Origin of the sequence: uncultured Tateyamaria sp. (assembly GCF_947503465.1) — a bacterium.
GTDB lineage: Bacteria > Pseudomonadota > Alphaproteobacteria > Rhodobacterales > Rhodobacteraceae > Tateyamaria.
This window is the reverse complement of record NZ_CANNDN010000002.1, coordinates 241,888-258,970: the sequence shown is the minus strand read 5'-3', so window position 1 is coordinate 258,970 and position 17,083 is coordinate 241,888. Positions and strand designations below refer to the sequence as shown.

General features: G+C 63.2%; 21 protein-coding genes. 12 read left to right on the top strand and 9 right to left on the bottom strand.

All coding sequences use genetic code 11. The features are described 5' to 3' along the window. Positions 1 to 6: 6 nt before the first annotated feature. The 6 genes from Q0844_RS13850 (at position 7) to Q0844_RS13825 (ending at position 3,800) form a co-directional block, all read left to right on the top strand. Positions 7 to 651, top strand: coding sequence for a phosphoribosylanthranilate isomerase (locus Q0844_RS13850; protein WP_299045852.1), 645 nt, complete (start codon positions 7 to 9; stop codon positions 649 to 651). Between the two features lie 44 nt (positions 652 to 695). Further along, positions 696 to 905 carry an N-(5'-phosphoribosyl)anthranilate isomerase gene (locus tag Q0844_RS13845; protein WP_299045849.1) on the top strand — a complete coding sequence of 70 codons (210 nt, stop codon included), beginning with the start codon at positions 696 to 698 and terminating at the stop codon, positions 903 to 905. Positions 906 to 1,016: 111 nt separating this feature from the next. Then, positions 1,017 to 2,261: a tryptophan synthase subunit beta gene (gene trpB / locus Q0844_RS13840; protein WP_299045846.1), complete on the top strand. Its 1,245-nt coding sequence runs from the start codon at positions 1,017 to 1,019 to the stop codon at positions 2,259 to 2,261. 239 nt (positions 2,262 to 2,500) lie between these two features. Further along, the gene (locus tag Q0844_RS13835; protein WP_299045844.1) at positions 2,501 to 2,791 is read left to right on the top strand and encodes a hypothetical protein; all 291 of its coding nucleotides are present in this window, start codon (positions 2,501 to 2,503) and stop codon (positions 2,789 to 2,791) included. Positions 2,792 to 2,863: 72 nt separating this feature from the next. Further along, positions 2,864 to 3,289 (top strand): hypothetical protein, encoded by a 426-nt coding sequence (locus tag Q0844_RS13830; RefSeq protein WP_299045841.1) that lies wholly within the window; start codon positions 2,864 to 2,866, stop codon positions 3,287 to 3,289. Further along, complete coding sequence (locus Q0844_RS13825; RefSeq protein WP_366523008.1) at positions 3,273 to 3,800, top strand: helix-turn-helix transcriptional regulator; 528 nt, start codon at positions 3,273 to 3,275, stop codon at positions 3,798 to 3,800. The genes Q0844_RS13830 and Q0844_RS13825 overlap by 17 nt, the downstream gene beginning before the upstream one ends. 1 nt (position 3,801) lies before the next feature. Here the strand turns inward: Q0844_RS13825 and Q0844_RS13820 are convergent, their stop codons facing one another. From Q0844_RS13820 to Q0844_RS13800, 5 genes are all read right to left on the bottom strand, one after another. Next, a complete protein-coding gene (locus Q0844_RS13820) occupies positions 3,802 to 4,170 on the bottom strand; it encodes a DUF2237 domain-containing protein (protein ID WP_299045839.1) in 369 nt (122 codons plus the stop codon). Positions 4,171 to 4,173: 3 nt separating this feature from the next. After that, entirely contained in the window at positions 4,174 to 5,340 is a 1,167-nt protein-coding gene (locus tag Q0844_RS13815; protein ID WP_299045838.1) for a serine hydrolase, read from the bottom strand. Positions 5,341 to 5,405: 65 nt separating this feature from the next. Further along, on the bottom strand, positions 5,406 to 6,440 hold the full coding sequence (locus Q0844_RS13810; RefSeq protein ID WP_299045837.1) for a DUF2332 family protein: 1,035 nt from the start codon (positions 6,438 to 6,440) through the stop codon (positions 5,406 to 5,408). Further along, a complete protein-coding gene (gene pth, locus Q0844_RS13805; protein ID WP_299045835.1) occupies positions 6,437 to 7,120 on the bottom strand; it encodes an aminoacyl-tRNA hydrolase in 684 nt (227 codons plus the stop codon). Before pth ends, Q0844_RS13810 begins: the two co-directional genes overlap by 4 nt. Positions 7,121 to 7,264: 144 nt before the next feature. Then, positions 7,265 to 7,912: a 50S ribosomal protein L25/general stress protein Ctc gene (locus Q0844_RS13800; RefSeq protein WP_299045832.1), complete on the bottom strand. Its 648-nt coding sequence runs from the start codon at positions 7,910 to 7,912 to the stop codon at positions 7,265 to 7,267. Positions 7,913 to 8,060: 148 nt separating this feature from the next. Here Q0844_RS13800 and Q0844_RS13795 point away from each other — a divergent pair, with 148 nt between their 5' ends. Then, complete coding sequence (locus Q0844_RS13795) at positions 8,061 to 9,233, top strand: MFS transporter (protein ID WP_299045829.1); 1,173 nt, start codon at positions 8,061 to 8,063, stop codon at positions 9,231 to 9,233. 63 nt (positions 9,234 to 9,296) lie between these two features. Here the strand turns inward: Q0844_RS13795 and Q0844_RS13790 are convergent, their stop codons facing one another. After that, positions 9,297 to 10,460 (bottom strand): alpha-hydroxy acid oxidase, encoded by a 1,164-nt coding sequence (locus Q0844_RS13790; RefSeq protein WP_299045825.1) that lies wholly within the window; start codon positions 10,458 to 10,460, stop codon positions 9,297 to 9,299. A 158-nt stretch (positions 10,461 to 10,618) separates the two neighbouring features. Between Q0844_RS13790 and Q0844_RS13785 the strand changes: the two genes are divergently transcribed. From Q0844_RS13785 to Q0844_RS13765, 5 genes are all read left to right on the top strand, one after another. After that, complete coding sequence (locus Q0844_RS13785) at positions 10,619 to 11,764, top strand: twin-arginine translocation pathway signal protein (protein ID WP_299045823.1); 1,146 nt, start codon at positions 10,619 to 10,621, stop codon at positions 11,762 to 11,764. Beyond that, positions 11,757 to 12,203 carry a MarR family transcriptional regulator gene (locus Q0844_RS13780; protein WP_299045821.1) on the top strand — a complete coding sequence of 149 codons (447 nt, stop codon included), beginning with the start codon at positions 11,757 to 11,759 and terminating at the stop codon, positions 12,201 to 12,203. Before Q0844_RS13785 ends, Q0844_RS13780 begins: the two co-directional genes overlap by 8 nt. An 82-nt stretch (positions 12,204 to 12,285) precedes the next feature. Beyond that, complete coding sequence (gene trmB, locus Q0844_RS13775; protein ID WP_299045818.1) at positions 12,286 to 12,984, top strand: tRNA (guanosine(46)-N7)-methyltransferase TrmB; 699 nt, start codon at positions 12,286 to 12,288, stop codon at positions 12,982 to 12,984. Positions 12,985 to 13,120: 136 nt separating this feature from the next. Continuing rightward, a complete protein-coding gene (gene aroA / locus Q0844_RS13770; RefSeq protein WP_299045815.1) occupies positions 13,121 to 14,473 on the top strand; it encodes a 3-phosphoshikimate 1-carboxyvinyltransferase in 1,353 nt (450 codons plus the stop codon). Next, complete coding sequence (locus Q0844_RS13765; RefSeq protein ID WP_299045812.1) at positions 14,470 to 15,099, top strand: d(CMP) kinase; 630 nt, start codon at positions 14,470 to 14,472, stop codon at positions 15,097 to 15,099. The genes aroA and Q0844_RS13765 overlap by 4 nt, the downstream gene beginning before the upstream one ends. Here the strand turns inward: Q0844_RS13765 and Q0844_RS13760 are convergent. From Q0844_RS13760 to Q0844_RS13750, 3 genes are all read right to left on the bottom strand, one after another. After that, positions 15,096 to 15,530, bottom strand: coding sequence for a hypothetical protein (locus Q0844_RS13760; protein ID WP_299045810.1), 435 nt, complete (start codon positions 15,528 to 15,530; stop codon positions 15,096 to 15,098). The genes Q0844_RS13765 and Q0844_RS13760 overlap by 4 nt on opposite strands. Before the next feature lie 109 nt (positions 15,531 to 15,639). After that, positions 15,640 to 16,434 carry a tryptophan synthase subunit alpha gene (gene trpA / locus Q0844_RS13755; RefSeq protein ID WP_299045808.1) on the bottom strand — a complete coding sequence of 265 codons (795 nt, stop codon included), beginning with the start codon at positions 16,432 to 16,434 and terminating at the stop codon, positions 15,640 to 15,642. An 87-nt stretch (positions 16,435 to 16,521) separates the two neighbouring features. Next, a complete protein-coding gene (locus tag Q0844_RS13750) occupies positions 16,522 to 17,007 on the bottom strand; it encodes an acyloxyacyl hydrolase (protein ID WP_299045807.1) in 486 nt (161 codons plus the stop codon). Positions 17,008 to 17,083: the final 76 nt, after the last annotated feature.

Sequence of the window (17,083 nt, the reverse complement as noted above, 5' to 3'; positions counted from 1 at the left end):
CGACCCATGTCAGAAGTGTCTGTAAAGATCTGCGGCCTGCGCCGCCCCGAACACGTGGCTGCGGCGGTCGAGGCCGGTGCCACATATGTCGGGTTTGTGTTTTTTCCGAAATCCCCGCGCAACATCAGTATCGCGGACGCGCGCACCCTTGCCTTGGACGTCCCCCCGGGCGTGGCCAAGGTGGCATTGGTGGTCAACGCCGACGATGCGTTCCTTGATGCGCTGACGGATGCTGTGCCGCTGGATATGCTGCAGCTTCACGGGGCCGAAAGCCCTGCGCGGGTGGCAGAGATCAAGGCGCGCTATGGCTTGCCGGTGATGAAGGCCGTGGGCATCGCGGGGGTGGAAGACTTGCCCAAGCTGGATGCCTACACCCACGTGGCTGATCAAATACTGGTGGATGCGAAGCCGTCCAAGGACGCCGACCTGCCGGGCGGAAATGGGCTGACCTTTGACTGGTCCTTGATTTCCGGCCGCCGCTGGCCTGTGCCTTGGATGCTGGCGGGCGGCTTGACGGCTGACAATGTGGGCGCGGCGATTGCACAGACCGGGGCGCGACAGATTGACCTGAGTTCTGCGGTGGAGACTGCGCCGGGCGAAAAGGACAGTGGGCTGATCCGGAAATTCATGGCTGCGGTAAACACCCGTTAACCACGCGTGCGCATGTTCGGGGCATGGATGTTTTGCCCGACTACATGACGCCACATCAATGGCTGGACCATATCTTTAGTTCGAAGTCCGCGCTGCAAGGCGGTGTGGTGCGCCGGAAAGTGCGCGATGTCGAACGCTTTGTTGGCCGTCCCCTGTTTCGGGACGAACTGCGGCGTCGCGGCTACCGCGCCATCGAAAACAGCGGGAACTTTGTGATCTTCTGTAACCGGGATGCGCTGCGCCTGTTCGAGTGATGTGGGCGGGGCAATTCTTGAAGAATTGCCGTTGGGCGATCCTTGAAAGGATCGCTTTACCCGGCGCGTGCGCGGCGCTAAACCCTGCCTCTGTAGCTAGGGAGTGCGGCGATGAACGACCTTTTCAATTCCTTCATGACCGGCCCCGATGAAAACGGGCGCTTTGGTGACTTTGGCGGGCGCTTCGTGTCCGAGACGCTGATGCCGCTGATCCTGGCGCTGGAAGAGGAATACGAAAAGGCCAAGACCGACGACAGCTTCTGGGCCGAGATGAACCATCTCTGGACGCATTATGTGGGCCGACCCAGCCCGCTGTATTTCGCGGAACGCCTGACGGATCATCTGGGCGGCGCCAAGATCTATATGAAGCGGGACGAGCTGAACCACACCGGCGCGCACAAGATCAACAATGTGCTGGGTCAGATCATCCTGGCCCGTCGCATGGGCAAGACCCGGATCATTGCAGAAACCGGCGCGGGGCAGCACGGTGTCGCCACGGCGACAGTCTGTGCCAAGTTCGGTTTGAAATGCGTGGTCTACATGGGATCCCATGACGTTGAACGTCAGGCCCCCAACGTGTTCCGCATGAAGCTGCTGGGCGCGGAAGTCATCCCTGTGACCTCTGGCCGTGGTACGTTGAAGGACGCGATGAACGACGCGCTTCGCGATTGGGTCACCAATGTGCGCGACACGTTCTATTGCATCGGCACCGTTGCCGGGCCGCACCCGTATCCGGCCATGGTGCGTGATTTCCAAAGCATCATCGGCAAGGAAGTCCGCGAGCAGATGACGGCGGCCGAAGGGCGGTTTCCCGATACGTTGATCGCGGCCATCGGCGGCGGGTCGAACGCGATGGGCCTGTTCTATCCCTTTCTCGACGACAAGGAGGTCGGCATCATCGGCGTCGAGGCGGGCGGCAAGGGTGTGAATGCCAAGATGGAGCATTGCGCGTCGCTGACGGGGGGGCGTCCGGGCGTGCTGCACGGCAACCGGACGTATCTGTTGCAGGACGATGACGGGCAGATCCTCGAAGGATTTTCGATCTCGGCCGGTCTGGATTATCCCGGCATCGGGCCAGAGCATGCGTGGCTGCATGACATTGGCCGCGCCAAATACGTGTCGATCACGGATGTGGAGGCGCTGGAGGCGTTCCAGCTGTGCTGTACGACCGAAGGGATCATTCCGGCACTTGAGCCGAGCCACGCGTTGGCCCATGTGATGAAGATCGCGCCAACGCTGCCGTCGGATCACATCATCTGCATGAACATGTGCGGGCGCGGCGACAAGGACATCTTTACCGTGGCCCGTCACCTGGGCTTTGACATGACCGGTCCGGAAGGGCGCAACGTCGAATAAGTGCGACATGGCACGCGCTGCGAAGGCGGGCTTTGGCCCGCCTTTTTTGTGCATAAACCCTGTGTGGAGACGGGCGGACCCCGGCGCATGACGGCATAAACTCAGGTTTAGAGCCGTGGACCATGTGTTTACAGACCCGCAGATAAACCCGTAGTCCATAGCCGCGCTGCGCACCTTGGCCCTTTTTGTAAGCACGACGCGGCATTCCGCCGTGCATGTGCAACAGAAAGGACTACGACATGAAACAGACACTGACCCTGACCGCCGCCGCCCTGCTGCTGGGCACGACTGCCATCGCCGAAACGGACCGCACCTCGGACGGGTCGTTTCAGGTAGCAAACGTGTTTGAACAGATCGAGCAGAGCCCGCTTTGGGCGTCGCTGACCGGCGGAGATCGCGATGACGACGATGACCGGGATGACCGGTATGATGATCGCGACGACGATGGGGACGACGACGAAGACGAGGATGACGACCATGACGATGACCGCGACGACGATGGGGGGGACGACGACGGCGACGACGATTGATCGCGCGCCGCATGTGATACATCTGTGCGAAGGCCCGCCGTGCGCGGGCCTTCCCTGTCAGGGGGACAGGATATGAAGACGTTACTCTTGTCGGCGGTTCTGGCGGGTGTTCTGGCGCTGCCGGGCGCTGCGGGACCCATCGAAGACAGCATCGTGCGCCAGTTGCGGGAACAGGGGTTTTCGCAGATCGACGTCCGCCGCACCCTGCTGGGGCGGTCCCGGATCGTGGCGCGCAGCACGGATCTGTACCGCGAGATTGTGGTGAACCCTGTCACCGGGGAAATCCTGCGCGATTTTTGGCGCGAATTGGGCGGTGACGGGCGCGGCACCCGCATTGTGGATCCGTCAAACCCGGGCAGCGGGCAAGGTGTGGACGACGACCGCGACGATGATGACGATGATGACGATGACGACCGTGATGATGATGATGGCGGCGACGATGGCGATGGGGGCGACAGCGGCGACGGAGAGGGAGGCGACGATGGCGACGATGACTGACCGCCGCCATGTCGCGGGCCTGTCGCGCAGGACATTGGTGTTTGTGGCCGTTCTGATCGTTCAGACTCTTTGCGCGGTGTTCTTCGTCTCGGAAATCCTGGTGTCCCTGTTGGGCCTGCCCATTGCACCGATCAGTTGGCAGGTCCACGAACTGATCGAGATCGCAGCCGCCGTTGGTCTGCTGCTGGGGGTCGGGGTCGGGGCCTATATGCTGCGCGCGGCAGTGCGGCGATCAGATCATGTGGAAAGCCAGCTGCGCGCGGCGTCGGGCGCGTTCATGGAGCTGTTGGAAGACAAGTTCGACAGCTGGGCCCTGACCCCGGCGGAACGCGATGTCGCACTGTTTTCGATCAAGGGTTTGAGCACGCAGGACATCGCGGCGTTGCGCGAAACCTCGGAAGGTACTGTAAAGGCACAGACAAACGCCATCTACCGCAAGGCGGGCGTGTCGGGCCGCCCGCAACTTCTGAGCCTGTTCATTGACGACCTGATGGAGGGGCCGCTGGGGTAGGTCAGGCGGCGTATTGTTCCAATACGTCAAGCGGGACGATTTCAAGTGCCCGCTGATGTGTGCCTTCCAGACTGACCCTGGGTGCGCATCCTTCGTCATGGGCCTGCAGGAAACGTGACGCACACAGGCACCAGCGATCCCCCGGTTCCAGACCCTTGAAACGGAATTCAGGGCGGGGCGTGCTGAGGTCGTTGCCCACATATTTTGAATAGGCAAGGAATTCGGCCGTCATAACGGCACAGACCGTGTGACTGCCCTGGTCTGCGTCGCAGGTGTTGCAATGCCCGTCCCGGAAGAAGCCGGTGACCGGATCCAGGCCGCACAGTTGCAGTGCCGTGCCCAGGACATTGATGCTGTCATCAGGTTCCATGCGTCACTCCGTTGCGTCCACGATCCGGCGGAACATGCCGATGTTTCCGGCGTTTACACCGTCTTCGCGGAAGTGTCTGTCCGCGGCGGTTGTCACGATCACCACACCCGCCTTCTGATCGATGTAGAGGTATTGGCCGTAAATGCCACGGCCCATGAATTGTCCTTCGGTCGCGCCCACGGGGATCCACCACTGATAGCCGTAGCCAACTTTGCCGGGTTGCGTCGGTGCGCTGGCGTCGGTCGATGCCGCAATCCAGTCTGCCGGGACAACCTGTTGGCCCTGCCATGCGCCGTTTTGCAGGATCATCTGCCCGAAGCGCGCATAGTCGCGGGTGGTGACGTTGAGCCCGCCAAGGACAAAGGCAACGCCGACGCCATCGGTCAGGTACAGGGGCGATTGTTCCAGCCCGAGCGGTCCAACCAGCTTTTCCGCCATCAGATCGGGGATGTCGCGACCCGTGGCACCGCGCGCCACCATGCCCACCACATGCGTGTCGATTGAGGTGTATTGCCAGCGGTCCCCTGCATCCGCGAACGTCTCTGTCAGACCGGCGGCAAAGTCATCCATCTTGCCGCCAAGGGCAAGAACGCGTCCCATCCGATTGATATCGCTGTCGTAATCCAGATAATCCTCGTCAAAGGTGATCCCGCTCGACATGTGCAGGACATTGCGGATCGTGGCGCCGTCATAAGCACCGCCCTTGAGGGTCGGTGCATAGTCCGTGACCGGCGCATCGAGCGAGGAAATCGCCCCCTCATCGACCAGTATGCCAAACAGCGCCGACAAATAGCTTTTGGCGACGGACCAACTGATCCGCAGATCCTCCGCCGACGTGCCCTGATAGTAGGCCTCGTGCACGATCTCGCCGTCCTTGAGCACCAGCATCGAGGTGACCGTCCGGTCCTGCACCCAAGCGCTGTACCCATCTGGCATGGCCATGTCGGGACCTTGTGGCAGGGGGCTGGTCGGTCCGTCGCCCTTGGGGATTTCTCTGTGGAGAAATGCGCCGTCCATGTTGGAGAAATTCGACACAATGCGGTTTTCGTCGAACAGAGTGTTCACGGCAAGCAAGCGCGTGATTTCTTCGCGCTTCCACAATCCGATCGCAACTGCGGCAATTATCAACGCCAGAAGCGCCCGAACTATCCATTTCAGCACAACACGCATTTTTGTCCTCCGCCTTGCACACACCTATCCACAGGACTGCAGGTGCAAGCAACTTTGCCCGTGCGTCACCCGGTCCAGTTGATCCAACGCCCATGAAAATCTGCGCGCCCCAGATTCAAGGTGAGGTCGCCGGGCCAGAGCCGCAAGGTCAACGCGGCCCCGACGGCGCCCGTCGTGTCGCCATCGGTCTCCATCTGCATCCATGCGAGTGGCGTATCGGCCGTGGCGCGCGCGCCCGCCGCTTCGATCAGCGAAGTTCCCCGGGCCTGGGCATGCGCAGGGAAGTATTGCCACGCCACGGTGTGCTGGATCATGTGCATGTGACCGGTGGGGACAGTGTCCAACCGCCGCGCCAGCCAGTCGATGGCGTCGCCCTTGTCCACGCGGGCCGTCAGAACCGATGTTGCGGCCCGGGTCAGCGTGACCCTGTGCGGCTGGTCCGCCCAGAGGTACGAGAGCAACCGTAGACGATCCGATTCATCGTGCAAGTTCAGGGGGTTCAGGTCCACACCTGATCTGTCCACAATCTGTGGATAACTTGCCGGCGGGCGCGGTCCCGTCCAGTCCGGCGCAAGGGTTAACGCCGCCGTGTCCGGGCCGAACCGTGTGCCATCAACCTCAAGCGCGAAGTGATCCCACATCAGGTTGAGACCACCGCTTGCCCCCAGTTCCGACAGCACGATGGGCCGATCGAATTTGGCAGTTGCGACATGCGCCATCGCGATCAGGGCCGCACTGCGCCGCACCTCGTTGGTCTGCGGGGCGTGCCGCGTCCAGTCAAGCAGGAAGGTTTCGTGTGTTTTCAGTGCGTTGACGATGGCGTCTTCAAGCGTTTCATTATCAACCTCGTGTGGCGGGTAGGTTGCCGCCAGCGTGGTGTCGAGGCCTTGTAGAACCAGCGCGTGCAGCCCGCCACCTATCCGCAGCGGCAGCGAATGCCCGGCAGGGCCGATATCGCCCGCATATGTCGCCATTTTCCGACCAAGAGCGGTGTCGGGGTCCCACCGTTCGGCCAGGATGCCCAGCACGCGCCCCATCAGGGGTGACCCCATGCGGGCACAGGTCGCCGACTGGTCCAGAAAGGCCTGGCGCAGCGTCACGAGAACCGGTCCATCAGCTTTTGCAGGGGGGACCGGGCGTCGGTCCCTGGTCCTTGCTCGGGCGTGGACGGCTTTGCGGTTTCCTCTGCTCTGGATGTCTTGCTGGAGCGGGGCGGTGCCACGCGCAGGGCCACGGCGTTCATAAACTTGGCCCCGTCCCCTACGGCAAGATGCGGCGCGCCGTCCGAACAGCCCCGGATCACGTCATCAAGCCAGCTGTCGTCCGCCTTGGGAAAGTCGCGCAGAACATAGCCCGGCACCGCATCCTTGTGGCCGGGATGGCCGACCCCAAGCCGCACGCGGGCATAGTCCGCGCCGATATGCGCGTGCACGGAGCGCAGGCCGTTATGGCCTGCATGGCCGCCGCCCACCTTCCACCGCACCTTGGCCGGGGCGAGGTCAATTTCATCATGCAGAACAATGACATCGTCGGCGTCCAATTTGTAAAACCGCATGGCTGCGCCGACGCTGTCGCCGGATTTGTTCATATATGTCTCGGGCTTGAGCAGGACCGCCCGATTCGATCCGAACCGGCCTTCGGACACACGTCCCTGATGCTTGGATTTCCAAGGGGGAAAGCCATGATCCGCTGCGATGCGGTCCAGCACCATAAAGCCGATATTGTGCCTGTTCCGCGCATATTTCGGGCCGGGATTTCCCAAGCCGACAATCAGTTTCATGCGGTCGCCCTTGTGATGTTGCGCCGCAGCATAGTTGTGCGCCGAGTCGTGGTCCAGTGGGGCGCGCGCGCGCGGCGGACAAAGAAAAAAGGCCGCCCCGAAGCGGAGCGGCCTTGCTACCTGGCGCGCTGTGCGCTGCCGGGCTTATTCTTCGGTCGAGGCCTCTTCGCCTTCTGCACCCTCTTCGACTGCGTCATCGTCTTCGCTTTCGGCCGAACGCAGGCCGGACGGAGCAGAGATTGTGGCGATCACAAAGTCACGGTCGATGGTGGGCTTGGCACCGGCAGGCAGCGTCACCGACGAAATGGTGATGCTGTCGCCGATTTCGGCTTCGGACACGTCGATCGAAATGCTCTCGGGGATGTCGCCCGCGGTCACGATCAGTTCCACCTCGGGGCGGACCAGCGACAGCACGCCGCCTTTTTTCAGTCCGGGCGATACATCTTCGCCTTCCACGTCAACACCGATGAACAGGTTGATCTTGGTGGTGCGGCGCAACCGCATGAAGTCCACGTGCGTGGGCAGGTCCTTGACCACGTCGCGCTGCACGTCGCGGCAGATGACGCGCACGTCCTCATGGCCTTCGACTTTCATGTTGAACAGCGTCGACTTGAACCGACCGGCCTTCAGCATCTTGAACAGCTTGTTGAAGGGCAGATTGATCGGCAGCGGATCCGTGTCGCCACCAAAAACAATCCCTGGAACCATGCCGTCGCGGCGGGCCTGACGAGCGGCGCCCTTGCCTGTCCCCGTACGTTCCAGGGCTTCGAGATCAGGAATCTCTCCAGCCATCTTAATTCTCCAAAGTTAGGGCAGGGTGCCTCCAAGGCTGTCACCCCACGTGAAGGCTGCGCTATAGAACGGTTTTTACGCCATGAAAAGACGCAAAATGGCCGTGTTTGGGCTGGACGGCCCTGCGCGCCCATGGCACCGCTGACGGATGCGGCTTTTGAACGATCTTCTGGCCTCGCGGCGGGCTCTGGCGGGTTTTGTCACGGTGGGCTTTGGATGGGCTGCGTTTTCGGCCCAGATGCCGGTGATCAAGGCGCAGGTGGGTGTCGGTGACGGGGCCTGGGGCACATTGGTTCTGATCGGATCGACCGGCGCGCTGATGGCGATGTGGCTGGCCCCGCTGGTGTACCGGCTGTGTGGCCGCTGGGCCCTCATGGTGGGCGCCGCAGGCATGGTGGCGGGTTTCTTGCTGGCCGGTGCAGCCCATATGCCCCTGACGATCGGGATCGCCCTGTTTCTGGCCGCTGGCGGGTCCGGGGTGGCCGATGTGCTGGCAAATGCCGAAGTGAGCGAGGCCGAGGCCGAGACGGGCCGCAGTCTCATGAACCTCAACCACGGCCTGTTTTCCGTTGCCTATGCGGTGGCGGCCATCGCCGTGGGTGTGGCCCGCGAAGACGGGTTCGGCCCCGTGGCGGTCTTTGCCGCGATGGCGCTGGCCGTGGCGGTGTTGGCACCGTGGATGATCTTGCCGGACCGCCCGGTGGATGCAGAGGAAACGGGCGACGCCGCCGGGATGCCCCGCGCCCTGGTATGGGTGGGCGGGCTGGTCGTGCTGGCGGCCTTTCTGGGCGAGGCCGCGTCCGAGGGCTGGTCAGCGCTGCATGTGGAACGCACATTGGGCGGCGGCCCCGCCGAAGGGGCGTTGGGCCCCGCGCTTTTGGCCACAGGGATGGCCGTAGGCCGGTTGGGGGCGCATGTCTTCGGGGCGGGCTGGCCGCCGTTTCGGGTGATGGTCCTGGCGTCGTGCATTGCAGGGGGCGGCCTGGCGCTGGCCGGTGTGGCCCCGGGCTTGCCCGTGGCGTATGTCGGCTTTCTTCTGGGCGGGCTGGGCGTGTCCGTGGTAGGGCCTTTGGCCCTTGGTCTTGTGGGGCAGGCGGTGCGGCCGAAACACCGGCTGGCAGCCATCAGTCAGGCCGCGGCGCTTGGCTATGCGGCGTTCTTTCTGGGGCCTGTCATCATGGGCTTCGTGGCCGAAGGGTTCGGCCTGCGTGTGTCGTTCTACGTGATCGCGGGCATCATGTTTGCGGTGGCCGCGCTCTTGCTGCCCGCATGGGGGCGCATGCTCTCACAGCGCGCCGCACCTGCCGTTTCTTCCGACTGAAAATACGACGGGGTCTGGGGCAGAGCCCCAGCCGGTCGCCGCAGCGCGCTGCGGCGAAACCCCTTATTGCCACCGCCCGCCGAAATCCTCGGGCACCAGCAGGTTGTGGCGCCCAAGATTGGCCACGCTGGTCTCGCCGCACAGCGCCATGGTTGTATCCAGTTCCTTGTGGATGACAGTCAGGGCTTCGGTGACACCGGCCTGCCCCATCGCACCCAGTCCGTAAACAAAGGCGCGGCCGATATAGGTGCCCTTGGCCCCGAGACCGAGCGCCTTGAGCACGTCCTGACCGGACCGGATGCCGCTGTCCAGATGTACCTCGACCTGATCGCCCACCGCATCCAGGATCGAGGGCAGGGCGCGAATGGAACTGAGCGCGCCGTCGAGCTGTCGGCCGCCATGGTTCGACACCACGATGGCATCGGCGCCCACTTTCAGGGCCATCCTGGCATCATCGGCGTCCAGAATACCTTTGAGGATGACCTTGCCGCCCCATTGTTCCTTCAGCTTCGCGACCTTGGCCCAGTCCAGTGTCGGGTCGAACTGTTCGGCGGTCCAGGCCCCCAGCGAAGATGCATCGCTGATGCCGTCCACATGGCCCACGATGTTGCCGAATTCGCGGCGCTTGGCCGACAGCATCTCGATCCCCCAGGCCCATTTGGTGGCCAGGTTCGCGATGGTCCTGGCCGTCAGCTTGGGCGGTGCGGACAGGCCGTTTTTCAGGTCCTTGTGGCGCTGGCCGAGGATCTGCAAATCGAGCGTGATGACAAGCGCCGAGCACTTGGCATCCTTGGCCCGCTGGATCAGGCGGCTGACATAGTCCTGATCCTTCATCGTATAGAGCTGGAACCAGAAGGGCGCGTCGGTATGGCCCGCCACATCCTCGATCGAGTTGATGGACATGGTGGACAGGGTAAACGGCACGCCGAATTTCTCTGCCGCCCGCGCGGCCTTCATTTCGCCATCGGCATGCTGCATCCCCGTGAGGCCCACAGGGGCAAGGGCCACGGGCATCGCCACATCCTGTCCGATCATCTGGCTTTGGGTAGACCGGCCCGACATGTCGACCGCCACGCGCTGGCGCAGGCGGATCGCATCGAAGTCCGAGGAATTGTCGCGAAACGTCTGCTCGGTCCAACTGCCGGATTCGCAGTAATCATAGAACATCCGCGGCACGCGCCGTTCATAGATGCGTTTCAGATCGTCGATGGTGGTGATGACGGGCATGGCAAACTTCCGATATTGGTTAGGTTTGCTTACCAATTAGACCGATTTCAGGCAAGAGAAGTTGTGACGCAGGCAATCAAGTGCGAAATAGGACTTGTTTGGTGCGGAATCGTACTATATTCACGTTATAGTTCGAAATCGCACCAATGGAGTGACCCATGTCTTTTTCCCGTCGCAAAACCCTGGCCCTGCTTGGGGGCGGATCGATCCTCGCAGCATCTGGCGCGGGCGCCTATGCGGTGACCCGCACGCCGCAAACGGCGTTGCAGCCCTGGGCACAGGCCGGCACCTATACAGAGCCGCGCATGCGGGCCCTGTCCTATGCCATTCTGGCCCCCAACCCGCACAACCGGCAGCCCTGGCAGGTGGATCTGCGCACAGAGGGCGAGGTGACCCTGCGCGTCGATACGGATCGCCTGCTGCCGCATACCGATCCCTTCAGCCGCCAGATCGTGGTGGGACTGGGATGCTTTCTGGAACTGATGGTCATGGCCGCAGCCCAGGACGGGATCGGGGTTGACCTGGACCTGTTCCCGGATGGCGCAGATGCCACGGCGCTGGATGCGCGCCGCGTGGCCGTTGCGCGGTTCACCAAGGGGGCGGGCACACCCGCGCCGCTGTTTTCGCAGGTGATGGACCGCCGGTCGCTGAAAGAGCCCTATGACACGGACCGCCCGGTTGCCCAATCGGTGCTGGACGGGATCATGGCATCGGTCACGCGCGGGTCCGGCCGGGATGCGACCAACGATCCAGACCGCGTGGCGGCCCTGCGCCTTCTGACCGCGCGCGCCTTCCAGATCGAATTCGAAACACCACGGACCTACAAGGAAAGCGTCGATCTGTTTCGGATCGGGCATCGCGAAGTGGATGCAAACCCGGACGGCATTGATTTTTCGGGTCCCGGGTTCGAGGCGTTGCGCCTGGCGGGACTGTTCAGTCGCGAGGCGGCGATGGACCGGGACAGCCTGTCCTACAAGCAAGGGCTGGAGATGGTGACGGGCACGGCGATGACCGGCATGGCCTATGTCTGGCTGACGACGAAGGGCAACAGTCGCACGGACCAGATCATGGCGGGCCGCGACTGGGTGCGTCTGAACCTTGCCACAACGGCGGCGGGGCTTGGCATGCAGCCGATGAGCCAGGCGTTGCAGGAGTTTCCCGAGATGGCGCCCCTGTACGAAGAGGCCCATGAGATGCTGGCCTCTGACGGCGAAACCGTGCAAATGTTGGGGCGATTGGGTTATGCCGCGCCAGTGCCGCACAGCCCGCGCTGGGGAGTGGAAAGCAAGATCGTGCATGCGTGATACCGACCCGTCGGTCTTTTTCGAGGTGTTCAACGAGATCGGCATCATTGAACAGCTCAGCCGCGCCATTCTGGAGGCGCGGCTGCCGCACGGCCTGATTGCGCCGCATTTTGGCGTGCTCAACCATCTGGTCCGTGTGGGGAACGGGCGCACACCTATGGACATGGCCCGCGCCTTCCAGGTCCCGAAGACAACGATGACCCACACCCTGAAAGGCCTGGAACAGCACGGCCTGGTCGAGACCCGGCCAAACCCGGATGACGGTCGGTCGAAACGGGTATGGCTGACCGACAAGGGCCGCACCGTACGCACCGAGACAATCGCGGCCATGGGCCCGGATTTCGAACAGTTGGCGCGGGATTTCGACGTCACCCGTCTGGTCGAGATCCGCCCTGTCCTGGCCGATTTGCGCGCCTATCTGGACAAGGCGCGGGACTGACCGCCTTGGCCCCTTGGGTGGTGCACCCCACCTGCGCATGCCCCCATTGCCCCGCTTGCCCCCGCGCGCTAAACGGCGCGCCATGAGCACACGCCCACACCGCAACTTCTATGGCCGCCTCAAGGGCAAGACCCTGAAGGACAGTCAAAAACGCTATCTGGACGAGGATCTGGCGGCGCTGTCGCCGGGGCCAGTGTCCTGGGACGAGAACCCGGAACGGGACGCGCTGGACCTTGGTGCCCTTTTTGACGGCAAGCCGGTCTGGCTGGAGGTCGGGTTTGGCGGCGGCGAACATCTGGTGCACCAGGCGGTTCAGAACCCGGATGTCGGCATCATCGGGGCAGAGCCATACATCAACGGGGTCGCGATGCTGCTGGGCAAGATCCGGCGCGCCGGCGTTCAAAACCTTGCCGTGCATCCCGGCGACGCGCGGGATCTGATGGATGTGTTGCCTGACGGGTCCATCGAACGCGCCTTTCTGCTGTATCCCGATCCGTGGCCCAAGGCACGCCATCACCGCCGCCGCTTTGTTACCCAGGAGCATCTGGAGCCGCTGGCCCGTGTGCTGACCCCCGGCGCGCTTTTCCGGGTGGCGACCGATATCCCCGACTATGTGCGCCAAACCCTCGAGGAGGTGCCAAAGGCCGGGTTCGAGTGGTTGGCCGAGCGTCCCGCGGATTGGCGCACACCGTGGCAGGACTGGCTGAGCACCCGGTATGAGCAGAAGGCCCTGCGCGAGGGCCGCGTGCCCCATTACCTGACCTTCCGTCGGCTGGGCTGACGACGTGAGGGGGCCAGCCCCCTCGCGCATGCGCGCTCACCCCCGAAGTATTTTCAGCCAGAAGAAAGATGGGGTGCTGGACGGCATTGTGCGGGCGGGGTAGGTCTGCGCCGACGAACAAGATGCGAGCGCACACATGTCCAGCCACGGTGACCCGATCCCCATGACTTCTGCCGCCAGTGGCCCGTTGACGGGAACGGCGGACGTGCCGGGCGACAAGTCCATTTCGCATCGGTCCCTGATCCTGGGGGCCTTGGCCGTGGGAGAGACAACCATATCGGGGCTGCTGGAAGGTCAGGACGTTCTGGACACGGGCCGGGCGATGCGGGCCTTCGGCGCGGACGTGATCAACCACGGTGGCGGGTCGTGGTCGGTGCACGGGGTCGGTGTGGGCGGATTTGCCGAACCGGACCAGATCATTGACTGCGGCAATTCGGGCACCGGTGTGCGATTGATCATGGGCGCGATGGCAACCTCGCCCATCTCGGTCACCTTTACCGGTGATGCGAGCCTGAACGGGCGTCCCATGGCACGCGTGACCGATCCGCTGGCCCTGTTCGGATGTCAGGCTGTGGGCCGGGCCGGGGGGCGGTTGCCGATGACCCTGGTGGGGGCCGCCGATCCGGTGCCGGTGACCTACACCGTGCCCGTGCCGTCGGCGCAGGTGAAATCTGCGGTCCTGCTTGCCGGTCTGAACGCCCCGGGCGAAACTGTTGTGATCGAGGCCGAGGCCACGCGCGACCACACGGAGCGCATGTTGGCGGGCTTTGGCGCCGACATTTCGACCGAAGTGACCGAGGCGGGCCGTGTCATCACGTTGAAGGGTCAGCCCGAGTTGACGCCGCTGCATATCGAAGTGCCGCGCGATCCGTCCTCGGCTGCGTTTCCGGTCTGTGCCGCATTGATTGTGCCCGGGTCGGATGTGTTGGTGCCGAATATTGGTCTGAACCCGACACGGGCCGGGCTGTTTACCACGCTGCGCGAGATGGGCGCCGATCTGAGCTTTGAAAACGCGCGTGAAGAGGGGGGCGAACCCGTTGCCGATTTGCGCGCACGCTTTTCGCCGGATTTGAAGGGCATCGAAGTGCCTGCTGCGCGCGCGGCCAGCATGATTGACGAGTATCCGGTGCTGTCGGTCGTCGCCGCCTTTGCCACGGGTGAGACGCATATGCCCGGGGTGAAAGAGCTGCGCGTCAAGGAGAGTGACCGGATTGATGCGATGGCGGCCGGGCTGCGGGCTGCGGGTGTCGGGGTCGAGGATGGGCCTGATTGGTGGACCGTGACCGGCCTGGGCCACGGCAATGTGCCCGGTGGTGTCACCTGTGCCAGCCATCTTGATCATCGTATTGCCATGTCGTTCCTTGTGATGGGCATGGCCACGCAAAAGCCGATGTCGGTGGATGATGGCGGACCGATCGCCACGTCCTTTCCCATTTTCGAGTCCTTGATGGCCGGGCTGGGCGCGGCCATGCGGCGCGACACCGCATGAGTGCTGCGCCCTTCACGGTCGCCATTGACGGGCCTGCCGCGGCTGGCAAGGGCACCATTGCACGGGCGATTGCGGCGCATTTCGGATATGCGCATCTGGATACCGGTCTATTGTATCGTGCGGTCGGCGCACGGGTTCTGGATGGGGCCGATCCGATTGATGCGGCCCGGGCGCTGGACCCGACCGCCCTGGAAGACAGCCGGCTGCGCACGGCCGACGTTGCGCAAGCCGCGAGCGAAGTGGCCGTGATTCCGGAGGTGCGCGCGGCGCTGCTGGCGTTTCAACGCGGCTTTGCCCGAAGGCCGGGCGGCGCGGTACTGGATGGGCGCGACATCTGTACGGTCATCTATCCAGACGCGGAAGCGCAGCTTTTCGTCACGGCCAGCGCCGATGTGCGGGCCGAACGGCGGTGGGCCGAACTGCGCGCCAAGGGGGACATGCGGACCCTGGCCGAGGTGTTGGAGGACGTGGAAGCACGCGATGCCCGCGACAGCGCACGCGATGCGGCCCCGATGAAGCCGGCGCCTGGCGCGCGTGTGCTGGATACCTCTGAATTATCGATCGACGCGGCGGTTGCCGCGGCCATCGCCCATGTGACGGCCTGCGGAGGCCGGGCCGCACCCTAGGAATTCAGGGCCGCATTCAGGTCCGTAGAATCGACGATCACATAGGACGTGTGGGTAATGCGCCAATTGCCGTCAGGCTGCTTGCGCAGGATCGAAAACGCCGGATACGGTTGCTGAACCAGAATGTCGCGGCTGATCAGCCGCGTTTCGTGGGTTGCGGCCACTTCGTCCGGTCCGCGAAAGCTGGCCGATACGCAATGACGCGCCATCAGTGTAACCTGTTGTTTCACAAGATGCGCGTGCACGCTGTCGAAGGTCACGCGCAGGTCGCTGCGCGTTTCAATCAGGCGTTTGCCGTCCAGCGTTTCGACCTCGTAGGGCAGCAGGAAAAAACCTGCAAAGCGGTCAAAGTCGCCGGACAGCATCGCATCGCCCGTGCGGGCCAAGAGGTGCTCGGAGACGTCCTGTGCAGTGAGTAGCGTTTTTGTCATCGGTAATAATGTGTCAAAGAATAACGTGACTTTGGCACAACCGGCGAAAAACTCAACGATTTCAGTATTTTCCCGCATTGCGGGAATTTTGAGGGCCCTATACTGCCGCTCAGGCCGCGTGCGCACCGTCCGACAGGGATTTCACAAAGGCCAGGACGCTCGCCACGCTGTCGCCTGCTCCGATCCGGCTGACAATGGCAGAGCCAACCACGGCACCATCCGCGACCGATGCGATGGCCTTGGATTTTTCAGGTGTGTTGATGCCGAACCCGACGATGACCGGCAAATCGGTTGCTGCCTTGATGCGCGCGACTTCCGGGCCAACATCGCCTGCTTCGGCCTCGGCCGCGCCGGTGATGCCCGTGATCGATACGTAATATACGAAGCCGGATGTGTTTTGCAGCACGCGGGGCAGGCGGTTGTCATCCGTTGTGGGTGTGGCCAGCCGGATAAAGTTCAAGCCGGCCTCTTGCGCGGGAATGCACAATTCGCTGTCTTCTTCGGGCGGCAGGTCGACCACGATCAGCCCGTCAATGCCCGCCGCCTTCGCCTGTGCAAGGAACGTATCGACCCCGCGCGAATAGATCGGGTTGTAGTACCCCATCAGCACAATCGGCGTGACATCATCTGCCTCGCGGAAGCTGCGCGCCAGATCGAGTGTCCGGTCCAGTGTCATCCCTGCCTCAAGCGCGCGTTGACCAGCCAACTGAATGGTCGGGCCATCGGCCATGGGGTCCGTGAACGGCAGGCCAAGTTCGATGACGTCCACGCCGGCGCCGGGCAAACCGCGGACCACCTCCAGCGAAGTGTCATAGTCCGGGTCCCCGGCCATCACGTAAGCCACGAAGGCCTTGCGCCCCTGGGCGGCGAGGGCAGCGAATTTGGCGTCGATCCGGGTTGTCATTTCAGTCTCCTGTCCGTCCCGCCTCACCTGCCAAAGCGGTGCGGGAAAGGCAAGCGTCGTCCGCCAGTCCGGGCGGAACAGGACGGATCAGAATTTGAAATGGTACCGGATGGAATAGACATTCATCCCCGGGTTGTCGTCTGCAAGACTGGCATTGGACTTGTGCGACAGGGCCGCTGAAATGGCATGCCCGTTGTCGAATTGATACCCGACGCCCAGCAGCGACCGGATTTCAAAGGCCGACCCCAGATCGTTGCCTGCGGTGCCTTCCTCGTAGAGACCGGGCATGATGCTGTTGTCGATGAACCAGCCGCTGTTCCATTGCCAGCGCGACCAGATCCCGCCCCCGATGAACACGTCCCCTTCGCCGGTCAGGCCCAGATTTGCGCCCCAGGCCACCGACAGAACGCGGCGTTCCACGAAGGGCGTGTGCCGGTATTCCACATCCAGCGCGACGCTGTCCTGGCCCTGGTCCCCGAAATCGGAGGCGCCAAGCCCGAACGTCCATTCCTGTGCCGATGCGGCGCTCACACTGATCAAAAGCGAAAAGATAGCAACATAAATGCGGTTCATGTTGTAGGTCCCGTGTCCAAAGTCTTGCGGATCGTGTCGGACATGGCCGACCCTTCGCACACTGCGTCATACGGTG

Excerpts from the sequence above, each read along its gene's own strand:
- Q0844_RS13850 (WP_299045852.1), top strand. The coding sequence starts at position 7 with ATGTCAGAAGTGTCTGTAAAGATCTGCGGCCTGCGCCGCCCCGAACAC.
- Q0844_RS13845 (WP_299045849.1), top strand. The coding sequence starts at position 696 with ATGACGCCACATCAATGGCTGGACCATATCTTTAGTTCGAAGTCCGCG.
- trpB (WP_299045846.1), top strand. The coding sequence starts at position 1,017 with ATGAACGACCTTTTCAATTCCTTCATGACCGGCCCCGATGAAAACGGG.
- Q0844_RS13835 (WP_299045844.1), top strand. The coding sequence starts at position 2,501 with ATGAAACAGACACTGACCCTGACCGCCGCCGCCCTGCTGCTGGGCACG.
- Q0844_RS13830 (WP_299045841.1), top strand. The coding sequence starts at position 2,864 with ATGAAGACGTTACTCTTGTCGGCGGTTCTGGCGGGTGTTCTGGCGCTG.
- Q0844_RS13825 (WP_366523008.1), top strand. The coding sequence starts at position 3,273 with ATGGCGACGATGACTGACCGCCGCCATGTCGCGGGCCTGTCGCGCAGG.
- Q0844_RS13820 (WP_299045839.1), bottom strand. The coding sequence starts at position 4,170 with ATGGAACCTGATGACAGCATCAATGTCCTGGGCACGGCACTGCAACTG.
- Q0844_RS13815 (WP_299045838.1), bottom strand. The coding sequence starts at position 5,340 with ATGCGTGTTGTGCTGAAATGGATAGTTCGGGCGCTTCTGGCGTTGATA.
- pth (WP_299045835.1), bottom strand. The coding sequence starts at position 7,120 with ATGAAACTGATTGTCGGCTTGGGAAATCCCGGCCCGAAATATGCGCGG.
- Q0844_RS13800 (WP_299045832.1), bottom strand. The coding sequence starts at position 7,912 with ATGGCTGGAGAGATTCCTGATCTCGAAGCCCTGGAACGTACGGGGACA.
- Q0844_RS13795 (WP_299045829.1), top strand. The coding sequence starts at position 8,061 with ATGCGGCTTTTGAACGATCTTCTGGCCTCGCGGCGGGCTCTGGCGGGT.
- Q0844_RS13790 (WP_299045825.1), bottom strand. The coding sequence starts at position 10,460 with ATGCCCGTCATCACCACCATCGACGATCTGAAACGCATCTATGAACGG.
- Q0844_RS13785 (WP_299045823.1), top strand. The coding sequence starts at position 10,619 with ATGTCTTTTTCCCGTCGCAAAACCCTGGCCCTGCTTGGGGGCGGATCG.
- Q0844_RS13780 (WP_299045821.1), top strand. The coding sequence starts at position 11,757 with ATGCGTGATACCGACCCGTCGGTCTTTTTCGAGGTGTTCAACGAGATC.
- trmB (WP_299045818.1), top strand. The coding sequence starts at position 12,286 with ATGAGCACACGCCCACACCGCAACTTCTATGGCCGCCTCAAGGGCAAG.
- aroA (WP_299045815.1), top strand. The coding sequence starts at position 13,121 with ATGTCCAGCCACGGTGACCCGATCCCCATGACTTCTGCCGCCAGTGGC.
- Q0844_RS13765 (WP_299045812.1), top strand. The coding sequence starts at position 14,470 with ATGAGTGCTGCGCCCTTCACGGTCGCCATTGACGGGCCTGCCGCGGCT.
- Q0844_RS13760 (WP_299045810.1), bottom strand. The coding sequence starts at position 15,530 with ATGACAAAAACGCTACTCACTGCACAGGACGTCTCCGAGCACCTCTTG.
- trpA (WP_299045808.1), bottom strand. The coding sequence starts at position 16,434 with ATGACAACCCGGATCGACGCCAAATTCGCTGCCCTCGCCGCCCAGGGG.
- Q0844_RS13750 (WP_299045807.1), bottom strand. The coding sequence starts at position 17,007 with ATGAACCGCATTTATGTTGCTATCTTTTCGCTTTTGATCAGTGTGAGC.